Here is an 18,014-nt window from a genome sequence, read left to right as displayed (position 1 = left end):
CATGAAAAGACTGGCTAATAAACACTGCTGTGAAAATAACGAAAGTACCACAGGTTATCAGAATACCGTCTTTTATTGGGAGTATAGTGTACAGGGTTATTCAGCAGGCCTATATCCTGTGGTAGCCTTCTCTAATCCTATAAAACAGAAAGGGTTTCAGAGTGTGCGCATGCTCACAAAACCCTGAATGCCTGATAGCAACGAGGACAACCTTGACCACAGAAACCGAACTTCAGCCGCAGGATGCTCCGCTGGGTCGTCTGCCTTTCACCTTTGCCAAGCGCAACGGCGTGATTCTGACTCGTTCAGAAGAGGGTAACCCGGTTATTCTGGTCAGGCCTGGTGCTCCTCACTCAGCATTGGCAGAAGCGAACCGCATCAGCGGCGGGCGCGCCCGGTTCACTACTATCGATCCGAATCATTTTGATCATGCATTGAACGCCGCCTATCAGAACGACTCTGCTGAAGCCATGCAAATGGTAGAGGGGATTGGCGATGATATGGATTTGGCGTCACTTGCTGATTCGGTTCCAGAAACGGAAGACCTTCTGGAGCAAGAAGACGACGCACCGATTATTCGTCTGATTAACGCCATTCTGACGGAAGCCGTAAAAACCAGCGCCTCGGATGTGCACATTGAAACCTATGAAAAACGCCTGGTTGTGCGGTTTCGTGTAGATGGCGTATTGCGGGAGGTTGTCCAACCAAAACGGGCGCTGGCACCCTTGCTGGTCTCCCGGATCAAAGTTATGGCAAAGCTGGATATCGCGGAAAAGCGTGTACCTCAAGACGGTCGAATTGCTCTAAGGGTAGCGGGCCGTGAAGTGGATATTCGGGTATCCACGATGCCCTCATCCAGTGGTGAGCGGGTTGTGTTGCGACTGCTGGATAAGCAGGCAGGCGCCATACACCTTGAGTCCCTGGGCATGGCCCCGGACGATTTGAAAATCCTGCGTAAGCTGATTCACCGGCCATATGGCATATTGCTTGTTACAGGGCCGACGGGCTCCGGTAAATCGACAACCCTGTATGCCTCATTGCAGGAAATAAACGACCGTAGCCGCAATATCCTGACGGTCGAAGACCCCATTGAGTACAACCTTCCAGGCATAGGCCAAACCCAGGTCAACCCGAAGGTTGAGATGACCTTTGCGCGGGGCTTGCGTGCAATCCTGCGTCAGGATCCTGACGTGGTGATGATTGGTGAAATACGGGATCTTGAAACCGCTGAAATTGCCGTTCAGGCCAGTCTCACAGGCCACCTTGTATTGTCTACTCTGCACACGAATACTGCGGTGGGCGCCATTACCCGCCTGATGGATATGGGTATTGAGCCGTTCCTGATTTCATCGAGCCTGGTTGGAATTGTCGCTCAGCGCCTGGTAAGAGTCTTGTGTAAAGAGTGTCGCGAAGCTTACACACCAACCGAAGAACATTGTGTCTTTCTGCAGCAGGATTTTTTGAAGCCGCCAACCATATACCGGGCGAAGGGATGTGACGAGTGTAACCACTTGGGTTACCGCGGGCGGATTGGTATATATGAAGTGGTAGAAGTAACCGAGGAGATCAGCGCTTTGATTCACAAGCGTGCAGGTGAGTTGGATCTGGAGCGTGTGGCCCGCATTAAAGGGCCGAGTATCCACTCAGATGGTGTCCGGAAGATACTTGAGGGAGTGACCACGGTGGAAGAGGTGCTCCGTGTAACGCACCGGGGCCAGTAAGCCATGCCCGCCTACGAATACAAAGCCCTCGATACTCGGGGAAAACAGAAGCAAGGTGTTATCGAAGCGGATGCACCTCGCGCCGTGCGTCAGAAACTCAGAGAAAAAGGCCTAACCCCACTCGCCGTTGAACCAGCCGTTCAGAAACGCACCCCCAGCAACCCATTAAGTGCTGGAGGCTCGTTAGCGGCTGCCGATCTTGCATTGATCACACGCCAATTGGCAACGTTAATCCAGTCCGGCATTCCTATTGAGCAGGCGCTGTCTGCAACGGCTCAGCAAACGGCAAAACCACGTATCCGCAGCATGCTCATCGCTATTCGTGCCAAGGTTATGGAAGGCTATACGCTGGCGGATAGCCTTGGAGAATTCCCGAAAGCCTTTCCGCGGCTCTATCGCTCTACCGTAGCCGCGGGAGAGCATGCAGGGCACCTGGATCTGGTTCTTAACCGGTTGGCGGATTACACCGAAAACCGACAGGAAGCACGCCAGAAAATCCAGTTGGCTGCCATCTACCCAATTATTCTTAGTTTCGTTGCAATTGCCATTGTGGTGTTCCTGTTGACGTATGTAGTGCCGGATATCATCGACGTGTTCCTCAAACAGGGCCAAGAACTGCCTGCACTCACTCAGGCGATGTTGGCCATGTCGGAATTTCTAACCAGTTACGGTGTCTATGTCTTTATTCTGTTGGTGATCGCCTTTATGGCATTCCGCTTTGCACTAACGAAACCGGCGTTCCGGATGCGCTTTCATAAGCGCCTGCTGCACTTGCCGTTGTTTTCCGGAATGGTGCGGGGCGTAAATACTGCCCGGTATGCCAGCACGCTTAGCATATTAACAACCAGCGGTGTGCCTCTGGTAGATGCCATGAGAATTGCGGGCGAGGTGCTTTCGAATGACTACTTGCGCCAACAACTTAAAGAGGCTGCGCGTAAAGTGAGTGAGGGCGGCTCCTTGCACCGGGCTCTGGATCAGTCAGGCTATTTCCCGCCGATGATGCTGCACATGATTGCAAGCGGGGAAGCAAGCGGTGAGTTAGACAGCATGTTGGAGCGCACCGCCAATATGCAGGAAAACGCACTGCAATCTAAAATTGCCGCCATCGTTGGGCTTTTTGAGCCCATGATGCTGTTGATTATGGGGGTGGTTGTTCTGATTATTGTGATGGCTATCATGCTGCCCATACTGAACATGAGCAATCTGGTGGGTTAACGCCATACAAGCCAACTTTTTAAGCCAACAAAGAGTGATGTAAATACAATGAAACAACTGAATAAACTGAAATCCAGCCGGGGCTTCACCCTTATCGAGATCATGGTCGTCATGGTTATTCTTGGCCTTTTGGTGGCCGTTGTGGCGCCGAACATTATGGGCCGGAGTGATCAGGCGAAAGTAACCATTGCGGAAACCCAGCTGAAGAACCTTGCCGGGGCGTTGGACATGTACCGGTTGGACAACAGCCATTATCCCTCTACACAGCAGGGCCTGGATGCATTGGTATCTCGCCCGAGCGGCAGCCCCGAACCCAAAAACTGGAACCCTGATGGCTATATGAAAAGTGTTCCCAGCGACCCTTGGGGCAACGAATTTCAGTACGTAAGCCCTGGCCGGGATGGCGCCTACGACCTCTATTCCAAGGGCTCTGATGGGCAGGATGGCGGTGACGGCGATGCTGCAGACATCAGCGTATCGAATATCGGCAATTAATTGATGAGGCGCTCAGAGCCAGTACACAACAGCAACGGGTTTACCCTGATTGAGATACTTGTTGTCCTGGTTCTGGTGGGCCTGCTTGCGGCTCTGGCTGTCTTTACCATGGGTGGTAACTCCCAGCAGCGCGAGCTTAAGAATGAAGTGCGGGAACTGTATCTGCTAATGCAGACTGCATCAGAGCAGGCAGTGCTGAATAATCTGGAGCTGGGCCTGCTCTTTGAAGAGAACGGGTATCAGTTTGTTGCGTTTCAGGATGATTCCGGGGACTGGAAAGCCACCGGAGAACGTATATTCAGGGCCAGGGATTTCCCGGACTGGTTGGTTGCGACCCAGTTCATTGAGAGTGACACGCCGAGGCTTGCGTCCGTTGAAGATAAATTAAGGCCTGATCTGGTGTTTTTCTCCAGTGGCGAAACCACACCTTTTGAGCTTGAGTTCACGATTGGCAGCCAGACAGATTACACCCATATTTTGGCATCTGATGGCATCTCGCCCATTAATTGGCGCAAACCCGGCGATGAGGCAGGCGGCTGATGAGGCCCGAGAATCCGGCAAGATTCGCTAAATCCGGAAAAGGCTTCACACTTATTGAAGTGATGATAGCGTTGTTGGTGTTTGGCCTTATCGCAACCGCCTCAGCAGAGGTGGCCAGTCAGTACATCTCCAGTTATGAACGTATCCGGGACAAAACCTTTGCGGGATGGCTTGCTGACAATCGTATGAATGAAATTCGGTTGGATAAAAACCTGCCAGGCATATCCGAGAACTCTAAAGACAAAGATTACGGCCCTCACCGTTGGCAAGTGACTACGAAAGTCATTGCGACCGCCGAACCTAAAATGCGCCGTGTAGAAGTTGAAGTAGCTCGCTACCGGGACGGCAGCTCAAAATCTTACCCAGTACATACGCTCTCTGCCTTCGTAGGTCAAAAATGAGGGAGATTAAGGGCCAGCGGGGATTTACGCTTCTTGAAGTGATGGTCGCCATAAGTATCACTGCGGTTATCGGTATCGGCGTTTGGCAAGTTTTGAATAATGTGATCGCCTCCAGAGACCGGGTTGATGAGCTTGCCGAAAGCTTTGATGGGCTTCAGCGGGCGATGCTTCTTATGGAACGGGATATCACGCAGATTGTTAATCGATCCGCACGGGACATCTATGGTGATTTCAAGCCAGCATTAACGAGCCGTGAAGATGATTTTTCTCTAATGTTAACCCGGCAAGGCTGGCGCAATCCCCTCGGGATAAGGCGCAGTAGTTTGCAGCGGGTTGGCTGGGAATATACAGGTAGTGAACTGCGGCGGCGTTACTGGCCAACTGTGGACCAGGGCCAGGAGGACAACAGCCAGGACCTCATGCTTCTGGATGGTGTTACCGCCTTTGATTTGCGGTTTATGAACGATCAGAACAGTTGGCAACCGGAATGGCCGCCGGAACAAGCCATGGCTTCGTTGAGCCCCGGTACACGTCCTGAAATAGCCTTTCCTCTGGCGATAGAAATTACGCTCGAGCATGAACGCTTTGGTGAAATCGTACGAACCTTTGTACTACCCGACTTTGATCTGGAAGGTGCTCAAGGCCTGCTAGACCAGCTGAAGCAAGCAAGCAACAAAGCGGCTGAAGAGGAAGGCTCTGGTGCATCGGGGCAGGGGGGGTAAGATGACATGACTCTACACTCCTATGATCCTGGCCCGAATAAGCAGCAGGGTGTTGCGCTGATTATGGTTTTGCTCGCCATGGCTCTGGTGGTCATGCTCGCTTCCGGTATGAGCCAACAACAAAACGTACGGGTATTCAAAGCGGGCCATTATTTAGCTCAGCAACAAGGCCAGAGTATTGCCTTGGGCACAGAAGCCTTTGCCGGCCAGATTCTGGTAAGGGATTTTGAGCAGGATAAAGAAGACAATCTGATGGTCGACAGCCTGGATGAGTTCTGGGCTAAAAACGCCGCCATTCTGCCCTTGGACAACAACGGAGTTGCTGAAGTACAGATAGACGATCTGGGCGGGCGCATCAACCTGAACGATCTGGTCATTGGCAAAGGACAGGTGGATCCGATAACAAAAGATCGCCTTACCCGTTTGTTGGTTGCTCTCGGCATTACAGGAATCTCGGTTGATACCTTGGTTGATTGGGTAGATTCAGACGATCAGACAATCAGCGCCTACGGCGCAGAAGACGGCCAGTACCTTATGGCAGAACCTGGTTACCGGGCTGCGAATCAGCCTTTTGTGAGCGTGTCTGAACTCCGGCTGATAGAAGGTATGACTGAAGAAATTTATGTCGCATTGCGCCCCCACGTTACCGCCTTGCCGGTGAACGGGTTGGGTATCAATGTGAACACAGCAACGGCTGAAGTATTGATGTCGCTGTATGATGAATTGTCGTCGGCGCAAGCTGCGTCTATTGTTGAAAAGCGAGAGGAAAAGCGGTTCGAAAATCTTCAGGATTTTCTGGCACTCCCTGAGCTTGCTGCATCTGGCCTGAAGCCCGTAGGCCTGGGGTTGCAAACCCGCTTTTTTGAAGTTGTTTCACGGATTACCTACGATAACCGTGTTGTAAATATGGTAAGTACAGTTTTCCGTAATCAGGAAGGTGACGTTCGGACGGTTCACAGGGATACCGGACAAAAAAATCGAATTACTAAAGAACCCTTTACCATCTCGGAAGGATAACCATGTCTTACCGCCTTTACGTGCGACCACTGACGCCCTTTGAGGATTCCAGCCAAAACCCGGACGAGCGGCTCTTCAACTGGGTGCTTTACGATGCCGGTGGCGATGCCCAAGCACAGGGTAGTGGTGATGTTCGTAATACCATCGAACAAACACTGAGTCAGAACGGGCTTGATGATGTCTTGCTTATCGGCCTTATTCCAGGTGATGAAGCCCTGTTCTGCGTAGCTGACATTCCTGCCAAGCAAAGCCGGTTCATCAACCAGGCGCTGCCTTATGCGGTTGAAGAACAGATAGCCCAGGATATCGACAGTGTCCATCTGGCTCTTGGCTTGCACACGCACGAAGGGTACAGGGTTGCGGCGATTGATCGGGATAGAATGGCACAATGGCTGGAACTGTACCGAGGCTGGCTGCATACCAGGCTTGACGCCATCTACCCGGATGCCGCATTACTCCCGGTTACTGAAGAAGGGTGGTCTATTTGCCTTGATGGTGAGTCTGCGATGATGGCCAGCTTCCGGGGCGAGTGGTTGAGCATGCAGTCCGCCAACCTTGGGATGTTTGCACACACCCTGGCGCTGCCGCCCTCCGAGGATGTGGTTGCTGAAGTCCCAGTGGTCATCTACGGCACGGAAACCGAGTTTGACGAACAGCAGGCTGTGCTTGGCGAGCTAATGGCCCCTGGACGACTGACTGTGCGCCGGGAATCACTGGAACTGATGCCACTGGAGTTGTTGGCCCACGCTCACCACCACCACTTGTGCCGCCCCATCAATCTATGCCAACGAGACTTCTCGGTAAAAGGTGGTAAGGCAAGCCCGTTGAAGCCCTGGAAACCGCTGATCGCGGTCGCGGCGGTATGGTTTGTTGTGCAGTTGGCGTTGGAAGCCGGAATGGGCTTCTATTATCAGAAACAAGCGGAGGATATGCGACAGCAGGCTATGTCGGTCTATCGGAGTGCATTTCCTCAGGATCGAAGAACCCATGCAGGCAATGTAAAGCGGGTCATTGAAGGACAGCTTCGCATGGCGGGTTCAGATGGCCCTGATGCAGATTTTGTAACCCTGATGAAATACACGGGACAGCAATATTCGAATGTTGCAGGCACCGGGACGGTAACGTTTAATTCCATTAATTACAGCCAGTCTCGCGGGGAGTTGGTGGTGGATGTTCGGGCAGATAGCTACGACCGTCTTAGCGCTCTACGAAACGGCCTTGCTGATCAGGGACTTGATGCCAAAATCGGCTCAGTGGTTAACGAATCCAGCGGCGCCCGTGGCCGCCTGACAGTATCTGGAGGTTAAGGCTATGCTGACGAAGCTGAAAGAACAGCCTGCAGTCGGGAAGTTAATTGCGCAATATGACCAGCTTCCCAAGCGCGATCAGCAGGCACTTGTGGTTCTGGCGATAGCCGTGTTTTTGGGTATTCTCTATTTTGCAGTTTGGAGCCCGATCACGGGTTTTCATGATAAGGCTGAAGCCAGTAAAGAAAATGCGTCAGAGTTGGTAGCCTGGATACAGGCAAATGAGCCTGTCATCCGCCGCATGGGCAGCAGAGGTAGTGGGCCAGCAACTACATCAGCAGATCGCCCAGCCGATGGACGGGCGCTGATGGGTTTGGTTACCCGTTCCGCAAGGGACTCCGGCCTCACGTTGCAACGCTTCGAACCTAGCGGTGACAGTGCCATCCGTGTTTGGCTGGAATCCGCTCGTTATTCAGACGTTGCAGCATGGCTTGAAATGCTGAATGGTAAGCATGGAGTTGTGATTGACCAGGCTGCGTTGGATCGTGGTGACAAACCAGGCAGGGTGTCTGTTCGCCTGACATTGGCAATCTGATTCTGACCAACAGGGTTCCGGGGCGGTCTCGCCGGACAGAGACAGGAGCGAAAACATGAGTAACGATAATAAAACCGAGTCGGATCCGGTTATTGTTCGGTTGGATGTCAGTGCTTTGAATGAAGCCAGATCGATTCTGTATGATGCCTACCGGGACGAGCCCACATTTCAGTACCTGTTTAATCATCGCAAACCGGGTTATAAGCAACGGGTTCGGGCAACCGTACGGGAGTTGGTTGATTTGTATTTTGATCTCAATCAGGAATCCGTAGGCGTGATGATTAATGATACGCTGGTGGCCGTGGCGTTTATTGGCGACCCGGATTTGCGGTTGAACCTTGCGAATCAGTTCAGCTGGAGAATTCGCATGGTGCTGACAGCGGGTTTTGCCTCCACTCGCCGATACCTGCACTATCACGAACGGATACGTGCGATTTTGCCACAGCCACTGGCGCATCAGTTGCCATTAATGGGTGTAAATCCAAAGTACCAGAATCGTGGTTACGGGCGGCTTTTGCTACAAGCTGTACAACGGCTTTGCGCAGAGAACCCTCGTGTGACAGGCCTCGTCCTCGACACGGGAAATAGCCGTTACCTGCCATTTTATGAATCTGAAGGCTTTCGCAGCCTTGGGAAAATTCGTGTTGGTGGTTTTGAGGATCACATACTGTTCCGCGAGATTCACCCGGAAGCCAAGGCGGCCGCCAACCAAAATTAACGCTGTAACAAGCAACAGGAGACACCGTGTCTGACAGCTTGGATTATGATCTGATTGTGATTGGTGCCGGTTCCGGCGGCGTGCGTCTTGCGCGTATGTCTGCCGGGCGTGGCGCGCGGGTAGCCGTAGTTGAATCCCGCTATCTTGGGGGCACCTGCGTTAACGTTGGTTGTGTACCCAAAAAGCTGTTTGTTTACGGGGCTCACGTTCACGACGAGCTGGAAGATGCAGCAGGTTATGGCTGGGACATACCCATGGACGGTGTCAGTTTTGACTGGCCGACACTTGTTGCCAACAAGAATGCTGAAATAGAAAGGCTTAACGGTATTTATGGCCGCCTGCTTGAGAACGCTGGCGTTACCATTATTGAAGGCACGGCATCCATCAAGGATCCGAATACGATTGTGGTAGGTGGAAAGGAATATACAACCAGGCACATAACCGTTGCGACGGGCAGCTGGCCCATTGTGCCCGATATTCCTGGCAAGGAAAGTATTCTTACATCGAATGACATGTTCTATTTGCCGCAATTACCCAAACAGGCTGTTGTTTGGGGCGGCGGTTACATTGCCGTTGAATTCGCAGGTATTCTTGCGGGTCTTGGTGTGGAAACAACGCTGCTGTATCGGGGAGATTTGTTCCTTCGCGGCTTCGACAGCGATGTGCGCAAATTTACCGAGCAAGAAATGCGCAAAAAAGGTATTCGGCTCGAGTTTGGCGTAACTATTGAGACTGTTGAACCCGAAAACTCCCATTACCGGGTTAAACTCAGTAATGGCGAGATCATGGAGACAGGGCTTGTGATGGCCGCAACGGGCAGAAGGGCGCTGGTTGATGGTTTGGGCTTGACCGAGCTCGGCATCGAACTCAATGCCTCAGGGCATGTGGTGGTAGACGATTATTTCCAAACCTCAGTGCCCTCAATAACCGCCCTGGGGGATGTGATCGGCACGCCACAGTTAACGCCGGTAGCGCTTGCACAGGCTATGGTGCTGTCGCGAAGGATGTTTGGGGATGGCGAAGGTGAAATGGACTACACCGCGATTCCTACCGCAGTTTTCTGCCAGCCAAATATTGGCACGGTGGGCTTAACAGAGGAAGAGGCGCGCGAAGCAGGGCATACCCTGAGAATCTACCGCTCTGAGTTCAGGCCCATGAAATACACACTCAGTGGTCGCGATGAACGCTGCCTGATGAAGCTCGTAGTTGATGACGCTACAGATCGGGTTCTGGGTGCCCACATGGTGGGGGCAGATGCTGGTGAAATCACTCAGGGGCTTGCCGTAGCCATCAAAGCCGGAGCAACCAAAGCGCAGTTTGATGCGACAATTGGCATACACCCAACCTCAGCAGAAGAATTCGTCACCATGCGGGAGCCTGTGGCCTGAAAAATACCCCGAGCCCAGGGAGGGGCTCAAATCCCGAACATCTTCTCGCTCTACTCACGAGAGTGTTACCCAACGCTCCAGGACTTCCCGAAGATTTTCCTTTCGCACAGGTTTGGACAGGTAGTCGTCCATGCCACTTTCATGACAGTTTTGCTCCGTACCGGGCAATACATCTGCGGTCAGTGCAATCACGGGGGTTCTATCCACACCATTGGCTGTTTCCCACTCCCGGATATAACGTGTTGTTTCGTAGCCATCCATTACGGGCATCTGGCAATCCATGAGGATGACATCAAAGCCTTGATGACTGGCACGAACTTTTTCCAAAGCTTCCTGCCCATTGGTGACAGATTCAGTGTGAAATCCAAGGCGGTTTAGCAGTGCCACTGCAACCCTCTGGTTTACCAAATTGTCCTCAATGACCAGTGCACGTTTGGAGAGAGGCACCTCAACAAGGAGAGAGGATTCAGGTTCATCAGGCAAGATAGCAGTGGAGGCGAGCTCCAGGGGTAACTCAAAGCGGAACGATGAACCTTCTCCATGTAGTGAATCCACCTGAATATGGCCTCCGAGAAGCTCCACCAGTCTTTGAACCAGAGACAGCCCGATACCGGCACCGCCGAAGCTTCGGGCATCTCCACCCTCGATTTGTTGAAAGGTGCTGAATATATCGGTCACCCGGTGGGGGGGAATGCCGCTGCCAGAATCGCTGACGGAGCAGTTAACAATGATGCAGCCGTCTTCAACCCCAAAGCATCCAACCTGTACGTTAACAAACCCGTCATTAGTGAATTTGATAGCATTATCAAGCAGGCAGGCGAGAATCTGGCGGATCCGGGGCGCATCCCCTTTTACCATTGGCGTTGTGGGCCAATCACCGTAAAAGTTAAGGGTCAGAGCTAGCCCCTGTTCCTCTGCCATATGGCGATACGACGCAACGCAGTTCGTGATAAGCGAGTGCAAATTGAAAGGCTGATGGTCCAACATGATACTGCCGCTGTCCATGTAGGAGTAATCCAGAATATCGCTGATAACGGTCAAGAGGTCGTCCGTTGACTGGCGGGCGGTCTTTAAATAATCGCGCTGCCTCGGACTCAAATTCTCTTCCTGGACCAGATCAATCATACCGAGGACTCCATTTAGCGGAGTACGAAGTTCGTGGCTCATGGTTGCCAAAAATTCTGATTTGGCGTGGCTTGCCATTTCGGCCTTTTCCCGCGCATGCTCGGAAATAGCCAGTGTCTGATCTCTCGAAGCTTTAAGTGACTCAAGGTGGTCAGCCAGTTGGTTCAATTGCTGCTCAATCGCAACCAATTCCCGGGAGTTTTTACGTTTGTTCACTTTGCTTACCCGATAATCGCCCTCGATAAGGCGATTGATGCGCCCCGAAAGCTCAGTAATCGGGGAGAGAATCGTATTCAACGAGTGCTTGATAATCAAAATGGTGAATAGCAGTAACGATAGCCCTATGGTTAAAGACGACCAGAGAATATCGTTTCGCCGTTCAGTGAGCGCCTTGTCACTCACACCGACCATAACGGTACCGACCCTCAGCGCTCCGGAACTGAGACCAAACTCAGGCTCGAACCACAGGCTTTGGCGATCTGTTTCAAACTCCAGGGGCTTCTGCAGTATCTCTGCCTGAAAAATCGCAAATTCAGCCTCCGCTTCTGTGACGGGGCTATCGCTAGCGTAGGCCGCACCAATCTCTTCGCCGGTAACGTCCTCTACACGAATCCAGTCTGCTCTGCTGTGCCGAATGGACTGGGAAAGTATTTCCTGCAGCGCCAGAGTGTTGCCGGATACAACGGCGTACTCCAAAGAAGGAGCCAAGGTGTCAGCCAGTAGCTGGTTGTTGTCGGCGAGGTCGCGCCTGGCATCATCCAGGCGCGCAGAGGTAAAGAACCCCATGAGCGTAATGAACATCACGACTGAAGGGAGCGCACCGAGCAGTAATAGCTTGCGAGCCAAAGGCGTGTTGGTGGACTGCTCATTCATCGACTTGTCCTCCATGTTCTTTTAGGCGGAGCTCGACGTTTCGGATGATCTGCTCCGGAGTCGCCAACGGTATATTCAATGAACGAGCAACCTGTTCGTTGATTTCAACTCGGAACTGGGGCGGATAACCCGGGTGCGGAAACTCGCCACTTTCAAAGAACGACTGCAGGTAGTCCTGTGCCATCTCAACCATGGCGGGAAAGGGGGCGTAGCCCGAAGCAAGGGAGCCTGCTTTTACATAAGCCTGGCTAGGGCCTATCACAATTCTGTTTCTGCGATAAGCCGTGAGAAGAACGTGTTTAATGGTTCTGGGGTTGTAAATGGTGTTATCTGGTGCGGCCAGTAAGAAGTCGCCGTAGCTCAGTGCTCTGTTGAGTGTCGGGATGAGCTGTTTGTCACCGTCCACTACAAAAAGCTGGGCTTCGAGCTGGTAGGCTTGAAGTTGGTCAATAAGCTCATCGTAGACTTCTGCAGTGCCTGAGGTGGCCATCAAGGCGATTCGTGTTGCTTGCGGAAGGATGGCCTTTCCAATCAAGGCTTGCCTGAGAAGTGTGGCACCGTGGTAGATACCCGAAATATGCCCTGATGACCGGCTAGCGAAACCCTCAAGGAAATCCGGCTCTACCAGTAGCGCTAGTACCGGTGCTTCCCGATTGATTTGCCTTATCCGTGAAAACGCACCCGGGCCCAGAGTGACGATGGGGCCGTCATTCGCCTGGACTGCTTGTACGTCGGAGATAAGAACGAGATTATTCTGTCCTTCGAGTGCGCGCTCAAGGAGACTTTGAATATGGTGATCCAGAGCGAGATTTCCGGAGCCGGCCAGATACACAGGTGGATAGTTGGTGTCCTGCGCCAGGGAAGCAGGGGATACAGCCAGAATAGCGAATGCCAACAAAGTTCGAAGCAATGCGGCTGCAGCCAGGGATTTTACCGCCTGCATCGCTTCTCGCCTTATCAAGCACCCCTTGTTTTTCATACCATCCCAGGCCTGAAACAATCCCTGATTTACGATCAGAAACGGATGCCCGCTTCTACGAAGAGTTGATTTTGATCTGCAATAATATTTGCCCGGCTCATATCCGGCTCATCGTTTATGTAGTGCTGCATGGTGAGCGCAAGTTCAGCTGAATAGCGTGGCTGAAAGATTCGTTTTGCGAGACGGAAGTCGATGCGCTCAAACCGTGAGTTCCGAAATTTGTCTGCCCAGTAGTATGCCGTAGAACCCCTGATGCCAAATGGAAGGTCCTGGATGAGTGCCAGGCTACCTGAATGTCGTGTCGACATGCGACCAAGCAAATCAACCGTGTACTCCTCCCGGCCGGGGTCAGAGTTACCATTTTCATCAAGTATGGGTGACCCAGTGTACCGACCATGCTGTTCCAGATAGCCATAGCTAGCTCTGAACGTGGTCCCCGGGAACTCAACGGAAGCCTCAATCTCAAGGCCCTCCTGGTCGAGCGCAACGTTGTTATCTATGGTCCAGTCCTTGAACTGAATAACGCCGCTGATCATGTCCCGAAGCTCATCCTTGAATAATCGAACCTCCAGAGACAGTTGACCTGTATTCATAGGAAACAGACCGAAGTAACTGATTTCCCTTGAGGTAATGGTTTCTTCCTTGAGCGTTTCCCCAAGAGTTACATAAGATAAGTGCCTCCAAACAGCAGGACTCTCAATCCGATACCCTTCATAGCCGGCATACTGTGCAGGCTCAACATTCTTCAGTGTATATCCATAATCCGGATTTTGCTCAAATCCATCAGGGGTGCGGACGGCCTTCGAGTACACAAACCGGAGCGCATGGTTATTCCCCAGAGTAAAGTTCGCCGCAACACGGGGTGAAAAATAGCCCTCATCTGTTGTTGTTGTGCGTTCCCAGTTGCCACCACCGTTCAAAGTGAGCCAGGAAATAGGCGTGTACTCAAGGTTCCCGAACACACGGGATTGGTGATTGTTACCTCTACCGTTGAAATAGGTTTCTGAGCGATAGGTGTCTTCGCGGAAGCCAACGCCTGTGACCAGCTTCAGATCGTCATTGAACAAAATCGTATCCTGAAGCTCTAACTCAAGCCTGGAGTCTTCCGAATCTGCGTTAACATCAGCGGTCAGCGGAGTTCCTCCACCGGCAAAACACACGCTTTTGTTCAAATGAAGCAGTGTTCCATTTGCCAGGCAATTCACTGCTGCTTCTGGTATCTCAATAGGCCATCTTTGCCTGCGATCAAAGTTTTCAAAACTCACTTGAATGTGGAAGAAGTGTTGTTCTGAAGGGATGAAATTTAGCTGGGTTTGCAGGTAATAATCCCTGAGATCGATGTCTGGGTGACCAACGGCTTCCAGCTCTCCGCTTCTATCTTTGTCTTGTTGGTTTATACCGTCCACAACACCCATTCGGATATCGGCGTTGAACCCGGAGTTAACCTTCAGGCGGGAGGAATAATCGAATGAATTGATATTATGGCTGTCATGGAAGGGCTCAGGGTCAGCCCCTCCGCTCTGGTAATCAAACCCACCAAATTTGCGCTTCTCAAAGGCTAGTCGCCAGTCGTAACTGTCATTGGCATCACCAACGGAGGCAAACGTGCGGATATAGTTTCTTGAACCACGAACAACCCGTACCTCTGCGCCAGACGTGTCAGCGGGGTTTCGCGTAATAATGTTGATGGTGCCCAGAAAAGCATTGATGCCGTAGGCAGCCGAGTTTGGGCCTCTGCTTACTTCTATACGCTCAATGAGTTCTAATGGCACCGGCATGGTTTGCCAGTCCATATCTGACAAGGTTGCCCGGTGAGCCGTGCGGCCATCGACCAACACTTGCATCCTTCGTTGCTCATAATGCACGGTACCGTGATATGTAGTAACCGGTGAGTTGCTTCCGACTTCAGCCACAACCATGCCGGGAACCAGCCGAAACACCTCAACAAGGTTCATAATGCCAAGGTCCCGGATCATTTCGCCTTCAATGACGGTCGTGGTTCCAGGAACCCGTGTTTTGGGCTGTCTGAGCCGGGTAGTGGTTAGAACTTCTGGTAGCTCGTCATTAAACCCATAGAACCCGATAGGTTGAGCGTCATCAGCGGGCGATTGTGCTGCAGCAGGCATTGAGCCGAATAATATGGATGCCGCCAAAGCCGTTACCGCAATGTTTGTGCAGTGTAATGTTGGACGACGAAAAGCGATTTTGCCGAAATTCGTAACGAACATAGGTGTCGTTCTATAATCTGCCGAGTGAATAGGTGTAACGTTTGCTTTTATGTTTTTTGCTATCGTATTTGACTACACACTATTTGTCTCTCCTAAAAATGTTAAGAGTTGATAGGTTTTCAATATGCCTGATAAGAGTTTGAGCGAAGTTGATCGCGATCTTGACGCCTCGGAAGGGCAGGTTGTTCGTGAGGTTGTGATCCAGATCAAGGCGCTTTTGAATGATCCCGGCCGAAGCAGGGATGTGGGCATATGGAAGGCCATCCTTCGTGAGCCCCCTGCTGATCAGGTGCTGTTGCGCCAGGAGCTTGGCAGGCAACTGGAGCCGCAGCTTCGGCCTATGGCTGAGAATGGCAGTTTTCCACCCCCGGTAGTTATCTTTCTGGCGGAGTGGTTTGAATGGCAAAGCCTTCAGGAAGTCGCAGCTCTGGAAGAGGAGCGCCGATATCCAGACCCTGATCCCGACCCGTCGCGGGAGTCTTTAGATGACGATTCACCGCAAATGGTTAACTTTTGGCCGGCCGTCATAGGCTGGATTATCGGGCTTGTGATCCTCGCTACGATTTTCGGTGGTATGGGTGGCGGCTGATTGCCGCCTCTCATACCTCCTGATCACTGGGTGCTGACTGCGACTCTGCGATTTTTTCTCGATATCTCTCGGCCAATATTGCGCCAAGAATAACTTGAACCTGGTTGTAGCACATAATTGGTAGCACGATCATTCCAAAACCCGGGTGCCCGGAAAACAGCACTTTTGCCATGGGTAGACCCGACGCCAGACTCTTTTTCGAACCGCAGAAAACCACTGCAGCTTCATCCTCCAGACTGAATCCGAATCGCCGCACCAGGAAACGCGCAAAAAACATAAAAAGGGCGAGTAACGCGATACACAGCAGTATGGTGAGAACTATGGCTTTGACCGGCAGATTCTGCCAAAGACCACTTTCCACGGAATGGGAGAAGGCGGAGTACACGATCAACCAGATCACGCATTTATCGTAGCGTGCCATCAAGTGTTCGTTCCGACCCAGAAATCCTCCCAATACAGGGCGCATGGCGTGGCCGACAGCAAAAGGTAGCAGTAGCTGTAATACGATATCTTTAAGAGCGTCACCCACCGCAAAATCCCCACTGCCCGCAGAGCTCACCAGCAAGAGTAGCAGGAAGGGCGTCAGCATCATTCCGAATACGTTCGATGCCGCGGCGCTGCATATCGCCGCAGGTACGTTACCGCGGGCCAAAGCTGTGTACGCAATGGATGAAGAGACAGCAGACGGCAATACGCCCAGATACAGGAATCCAAGCCCCAAATCGGCAGGCATCCAGGAGGGTGCGATGCTGTTCATGCCATTTATGGGGAGCACGACAAGTGGGAAGAAACCGAACGTAAGCGCCGTAATAAGTATGTGCAGCCGCCAGTGAGAAGCTCCGGCAACAATTTGCTCCCGGGAAAGGGCTGCACCATGGAAAAAGAAGAGCAGGGCGACCGCGACGGTTCCCGCAGTTGCCAGTAGTTCCCCAATACTGCCTGTGGCTGGCAAAAACGAGGCGAGGGCAACGGCGCCCAGTAACATAATAGTAAAGGTGTCTGGCCGGAATTTCATGGTCAGGCGTCTCTCTTTCTTGAGGCTTGAAGGCTAGGGGAGAGGAGTGATCGAGCGAGCTTTTCCGCTTTTTCTGAATCCTGACGACGAACGGCCGCAAGAAGCAGTTCATGATCTTCCTGGGTTGGCTCCGGCAGGTCGGCATCAAGCTCAGTGCGCTCGATGGTTTGGGTTATGGCGTGGGAAAAGTAGTCGTAAAGCTCCGAGAGCGCCGAATTATGGGACGCGGCTACGAGAGCGTGGTGGAATGCTTCATCGTGACGAATACGCGCTTGCATGTCCGAATCAGCCTTACCCCTGGCATCAAGAGCCGTGGTCATGGCGCGAATATCCTGGTCGGTGCGCCGTTGCGCCGCCAGCTTTGCAGCTTCGGTTTCCAGCATAATCCTGACTTCAAGTTGATCTGTGAGCTGGGTACGGGCAATCCGCTTAAGGGTTTCCCCGGCATCCCGGGTGGCCCTCACATAGGTGCCGTCTCCCTGCCGGGTTTCAAGCATCCCTACGTGGGCAAGTACTCGCACCGCTTCGCGCACGGTGTTGCGACTAACACCAAGGGCCTCCGACAGTTCAGCTTCTACCGGAAGCCTGTCTCCAACCAACCATTGCTTGGTTTCTATCGCGTGCCTCAGGCTTTCTATGGCGGTTTCTACCAAGGAACCTTTTTGAATCTTCTTAAGCATTGTAGATCATCCGTTCAGCCGATCATCGAATCATCCTATGAATTGTTTGGCGATGCAAGTTCATTGATAAAAAATCGAGAATGCAAAAAGCCAGGCATTACCTGGCTACTTTGAAGAAATGATAGTCTGCTTGGGGTAGCGCCATTTTCCCCAGGGAGAACTACTCGTGGGTTGCGTTCAGCAAATCCGGCTTTTTCAGAGACTTCTGGAATAAATCCTTATCCTCAGCAATTGCCATAGCGCACTTTTCCGCCAGATCGTCGCCAAGCCCCTCTACCTTGCGGGCCAGGTATACCTGAATCTCTTCTGCCAGTTCCAACACCTTATCTCTGGCATCGGCATCCGCTTTCGATGTGAAAAGCATGGTCTCAGGATTTTTTAATGCCATATCCAGGCCGTCCCTATCGGAAAAATAGACTGCTTGTACCGCCATGGTCATTCCTCGCAGTGAATGTCTGATTTACTG

18 protein-coding genes are annotated in these 18,014 nt (G+C 52.2%); 12 read left to right on the top strand and 6 right to left on the bottom strand.

What is annotated here, in order from left to right:
• Positions 1-212: 212 nt before the first annotated feature.
• Genes gspE through gorA form a run of 11 tightly spaced genes read left to right on the top strand, consistent with a single transcriptional unit; the run spans position 213 to position 10,059 of the window.
• On the top strand, positions 213-1,721 hold the full coding sequence (gene gspE / locus AADB16_RS11485; RefSeq protein WP_410803399.1) for a type II secretion system ATPase GspE: 1,509 nt from the start codon (positions 213-215) through the stop codon (positions 1,719-1,721).
• A gap of 3 nt (positions 1,722-1,724) precedes the next feature.
• A complete protein-coding gene (gene gspF / locus AADB16_RS11480) occupies positions 1,725-2,936 on the top strand; it encodes a type II secretion system inner membrane protein GspF (RefSeq protein WP_309044483.1) in 1,212 nt (403 codons plus the stop codon).
• Between the two features lie 48 nt (positions 2,937-2,984).
• Positions 2,985-3,431: a type II secretion system major pseudopilin GspG gene (gene gspG / locus AADB16_RS11475; RefSeq protein ID WP_298447057.1), complete on the top strand. Its 447-nt coding sequence runs from the start codon at positions 2,985-2,987 to the stop codon at positions 3,429-3,431.
• A gap of 3 nt (positions 3,432-3,434) precedes the next feature.
• Entirely contained in the window at positions 3,435-3,971 is a 537-nt protein-coding gene (gspH, locus tag AADB16_RS11470; protein ID WP_410803396.1) for a type II secretion system minor pseudopilin GspH, read from the top strand.
• Positions 3,971-4,372, top strand: a complete 402-nt coding sequence (gene gspI / locus AADB16_RS11465) for a type II secretion system minor pseudopilin GspI (protein ID WP_410803394.1) — start codon at positions 3,971-3,973, stop codon at positions 4,370-4,372. The genes gspH and gspI overlap by 1 nt, the downstream gene beginning before the upstream one ends.
• Positions 4,369-5,094 (top strand): type II secretion system minor pseudopilin GspJ, encoded by a 726-nt coding sequence (gspJ, locus tag AADB16_RS11460; protein WP_309044486.1) that lies wholly within the window; start codon positions 4,369-4,371, stop codon positions 5,092-5,094. The genes gspI and gspJ overlap by 4 nt, the downstream gene beginning before the upstream one ends.
• 6 nt (positions 5,095-5,100) lie before the next feature.
• Positions 5,101-6,111 carry a type II secretion system minor pseudopilin GspK gene (gspK, locus tag AADB16_RS11455; protein ID WP_410803391.1) on the top strand — a complete coding sequence of 337 codons (1,011 nt, stop codon included), beginning with the start codon at positions 5,101-5,103 and terminating at the stop codon, positions 6,109-6,111.
• A 2-nt stretch (positions 6,112-6,113) separates the two neighbouring features.
• On the top strand, positions 6,114-7,418 hold the full coding sequence (gene gspL / locus AADB16_RS11450) for a type II secretion system protein GspL (protein ID WP_309044488.1): 1,305 nt from the start codon (positions 6,114-6,116) through the stop codon (positions 7,416-7,418).
• A 4-nt stretch (positions 7,419-7,422) separates the two neighbouring features.
• Entirely contained in the window at positions 7,423-7,953 is a 531-nt protein-coding gene (gene gspM / locus AADB16_RS11445) for a type II secretion system protein GspM (protein WP_410803389.1), read from the top strand.
• Between the two features lie 55 nt (positions 7,954-8,008).
• Positions 8,009-8,671 (top strand): GNAT family N-acetyltransferase, encoded by a 663-nt coding sequence (locus AADB16_RS11440; protein WP_410803387.1) that lies wholly within the window; start codon positions 8,009-8,011, stop codon positions 8,669-8,671.
• A gap of 26 nt (positions 8,672-8,697) precedes the next feature.
• Positions 8,698-10,059 carry a glutathione-disulfide reductase gene (gene gorA, locus AADB16_RS11435; RefSeq protein WP_410803385.1) on the top strand — a complete coding sequence of 454 codons (1,362 nt, stop codon included), beginning with the start codon at positions 8,698-8,700 and terminating at the stop codon, positions 10,057-10,059.
• A gap of 54 nt (positions 10,060-10,113) precedes the next feature.
• Here the strand turns inward: gorA and AADB16_RS11430 are convergent, their stop codons facing one another.
• From AADB16_RS11430 to AADB16_RS11420, 3 genes are all read right to left on the bottom strand, one after another.
• Positions 10,114-12,057, bottom strand: a complete 1,944-nt coding sequence (locus AADB16_RS11430) for an ATP-binding protein (protein WP_410803383.1) — start codon at positions 12,055-12,057, stop codon at positions 10,114-10,116.
• Complete coding sequence (locus tag AADB16_RS11425) at positions 12,050-13,000, bottom strand: ABC transporter substrate-binding protein (RefSeq protein WP_309044493.1); 951 nt, start codon at positions 12,998-13,000, stop codon at positions 12,050-12,052. The genes AADB16_RS11430 and AADB16_RS11425 overlap by 8 nt, the downstream gene beginning before the upstream one ends.
• 71 nt (positions 13,001-13,071) lie before the next feature.
• Positions 13,072-15,264: a TonB-dependent receptor plug domain-containing protein gene (locus tag AADB16_RS11420; RefSeq protein WP_410803381.1), complete on the bottom strand. Its 2,193-nt coding sequence runs from the start codon at positions 15,262-15,264 to the stop codon at positions 13,072-13,074.
• 124 nt (positions 15,265-15,388) lie between these two features.
• Here AADB16_RS11420 and AADB16_RS11415 point away from each other — a divergent pair, with 124 nt between their 5' ends.
• Entirely contained in the window at positions 15,389-15,853 is a 465-nt protein-coding gene (locus tag AADB16_RS11415; protein WP_309044495.1) for a hypothetical protein, read from the top strand.
• A 10-nt stretch (positions 15,854-15,863) separates the two neighbouring features.
• Here AADB16_RS11415 and AADB16_RS11410 read toward each other — a convergent pair whose 3' ends face one another.
• From AADB16_RS11410 to AADB16_RS11400, 3 genes are all read right to left on the bottom strand, one after another.
• Complete coding sequence (locus AADB16_RS11410; protein ID WP_410803379.1) at positions 15,864-16,868, bottom strand: bile acid:sodium symporter family protein; 1,005 nt, start codon at positions 16,866-16,868, stop codon at positions 15,864-15,866.
• Positions 16,869-16,870: 2 nt separating this feature from the next.
• Positions 16,871-17,548 (bottom strand): FadR/GntR family transcriptional regulator, encoded by a 678-nt coding sequence (locus AADB16_RS11405; protein WP_309044497.1) that lies wholly within the window; start codon positions 17,546-17,548, stop codon positions 16,871-16,873.
• Positions 17,549-17,708: 160 nt separating this feature from the next.
• On the bottom strand, positions 17,709-17,981 hold the full coding sequence (locus AADB16_RS11400) for a YebG family protein (protein WP_309044498.1): 273 nt from the start codon (positions 17,979-17,981) through the stop codon (positions 17,709-17,711).
• Positions 17,982-18,014 lie beyond the last annotated feature (33 nt).

The sequence above is a fragment of the Marinobacter sp. KMM 10035 genome, assembly GCF_046537445.1.
Taxonomy (GTDB): domain Bacteria; phylum Pseudomonadota; class Gammaproteobacteria; order Pseudomonadales; family Oleiphilaceae; genus Marinobacter; species Marinobacter sediminicola.
Note: the sequence above shows the minus strand (reverse complement) of the source record. Positions and strands in the feature narration are given on the sequence as shown.

Coding starts and splice junctions, on each gene's coding strand:
- AADB16_RS11400 (WP_309044498.1), bottom strand. CDS start 17,981: ATGGCGGTACAAGCAGTCTATTTTTCCGATAGGGACGGCCTGGATATG.
- AADB16_RS11425 (WP_309044493.1), bottom strand. CDS start 13,000: ATGCAGGCGGTAAAATCCCTGGCTGCAGCCGCATTGCTTCGAACTTTG.
- AADB16_RS11410 (WP_410803379.1), bottom strand. CDS start 16,868: ATGAAATTCCGGCCAGACACCTTTACTATTATGTTACTGGGCGCCGTT.
- gspI (WP_410803394.1), top strand. CDS start 3,971: ATGAGGCCCGAGAATCCGGCAAGATTCGCTAAATCCGGAAAAGGCTTC.
- AADB16_RS11420 (WP_410803381.1), bottom strand. CDS start 15,264: ATGTTCGTTACGAATTTCGGCAAAATCGCTTTTCGTCGTCCAACATTA.
- gspM (WP_410803389.1), top strand. CDS start 7,423: ATGCTGACGAAGCTGAAAGAACAGCCTGCAGTCGGGAAGTTAATTGCG.
- AADB16_RS11405 (WP_309044497.1), bottom strand. CDS start 17,548: ATGCTTAAGAAGATTCAAAAAGGTTCCTTGGTAGAAACCGCCATAGAA.
- gspJ (WP_309044486.1), top strand. CDS start 4,369: ATGAGGGAGATTAAGGGCCAGCGGGGATTTACGCTTCTTGAAGTGATG.
- gspG (WP_298447057.1), top strand. CDS start 2,985: ATGAAACAACTGAATAAACTGAAATCCAGCCGGGGCTTCACCCTTATC.
- gspK (WP_410803391.1), top strand. CDS start 5,101: ATGACTCTACACTCCTATGATCCTGGCCCGAATAAGCAGCAGGGTGTT.
- AADB16_RS11440 (WP_410803387.1), top strand. CDS start 8,009: ATGAGTAACGATAATAAAACCGAGTCGGATCCGGTTATTGTTCGGTTG.
- gspH (WP_410803396.1), top strand. CDS start 3,435: ATGAGGCGCTCAGAGCCAGTACACAACAGCAACGGGTTTACCCTGATT.
- AADB16_RS11415 (WP_309044495.1), top strand. CDS start 15,389: ATGCCTGATAAGAGTTTGAGCGAAGTTGATCGCGATCTTGACGCCTCG.
- gspL (WP_309044488.1), top strand. CDS start 6,114: ATGTCTTACCGCCTTTACGTGCGACCACTGACGCCCTTTGAGGATTCC.
- AADB16_RS11430 (WP_410803383.1), bottom strand. CDS start 12,057: ATGAATGAGCAGTCCACCAACACGCCTTTGGCTCGCAAGCTATTACTG.
- gspF (WP_309044483.1), top strand. CDS start 1,725: ATGCCCGCCTACGAATACAAAGCCCTCGATACTCGGGGAAAACAGAAG.